This window comes from Gilvimarinus algae, assembly GCF_030518215.1.
Classification (GTDB): domain Bacteria; phylum Pseudomonadota; class Gammaproteobacteria; order Pseudomonadales; family Cellvibrionaceae; genus Gilvimarinus; species Gilvimarinus algae.
This window is the reverse complement of the sequence record NZ_JAULRT010000050.1, coordinates 1-383: the sequence shown is the minus strand read 5'-3', so window position 1 is coordinate 383 and position 383 is coordinate 1. Positions and strand designations below refer to the sequence as shown.

Below are 383 nucleotides of genomic sequence, written 5' to 3'. Positions count from 1 at the left end.
AGCCGCACTCCTTGGCAAAGTACGCGGCGGCCTTTTTTAAGATGTCTCGCTCTTCCGTCACGCGCTTGAGTTCAGCGCGCAGCTTGCGCAGTTCGGCCTGCTGATCGTCGTCTTGCTGACGCTGCTCTTGGGGCTTGCTGTAGACCTTGATCCAGGCGTAAAGGCTATGCACGGACACGCCCAGGCGCTGGGCGACATCGGCGACGGGTTTGCCTTTCTCGGTCACTTGCTTGACCGCTTCGATCTTGAATTCTTCGGGGTAACGCTGACGACTCATGGCACCTCCTATTTGGGCCTCATTATGAGGCTTGGAGGTGTCTACGAAACCAGGGGCGATTCAGATTTGACTAATCGAGTCCTCAGATGCGACCTATCGCGCTGCG

At 57.2% G+C, this 383-nt stretch carries 1 pseudogene; it reads right to left on the bottom strand.

Annotated elements, in window-relative coordinates:
- Positions 1-277 (bottom strand): annotated as a pseudogene (locus QWI16_RS07450) (transposase); the annotation flags it as partial.
- Positions 278-383: the final 106 nt, after the last annotated feature.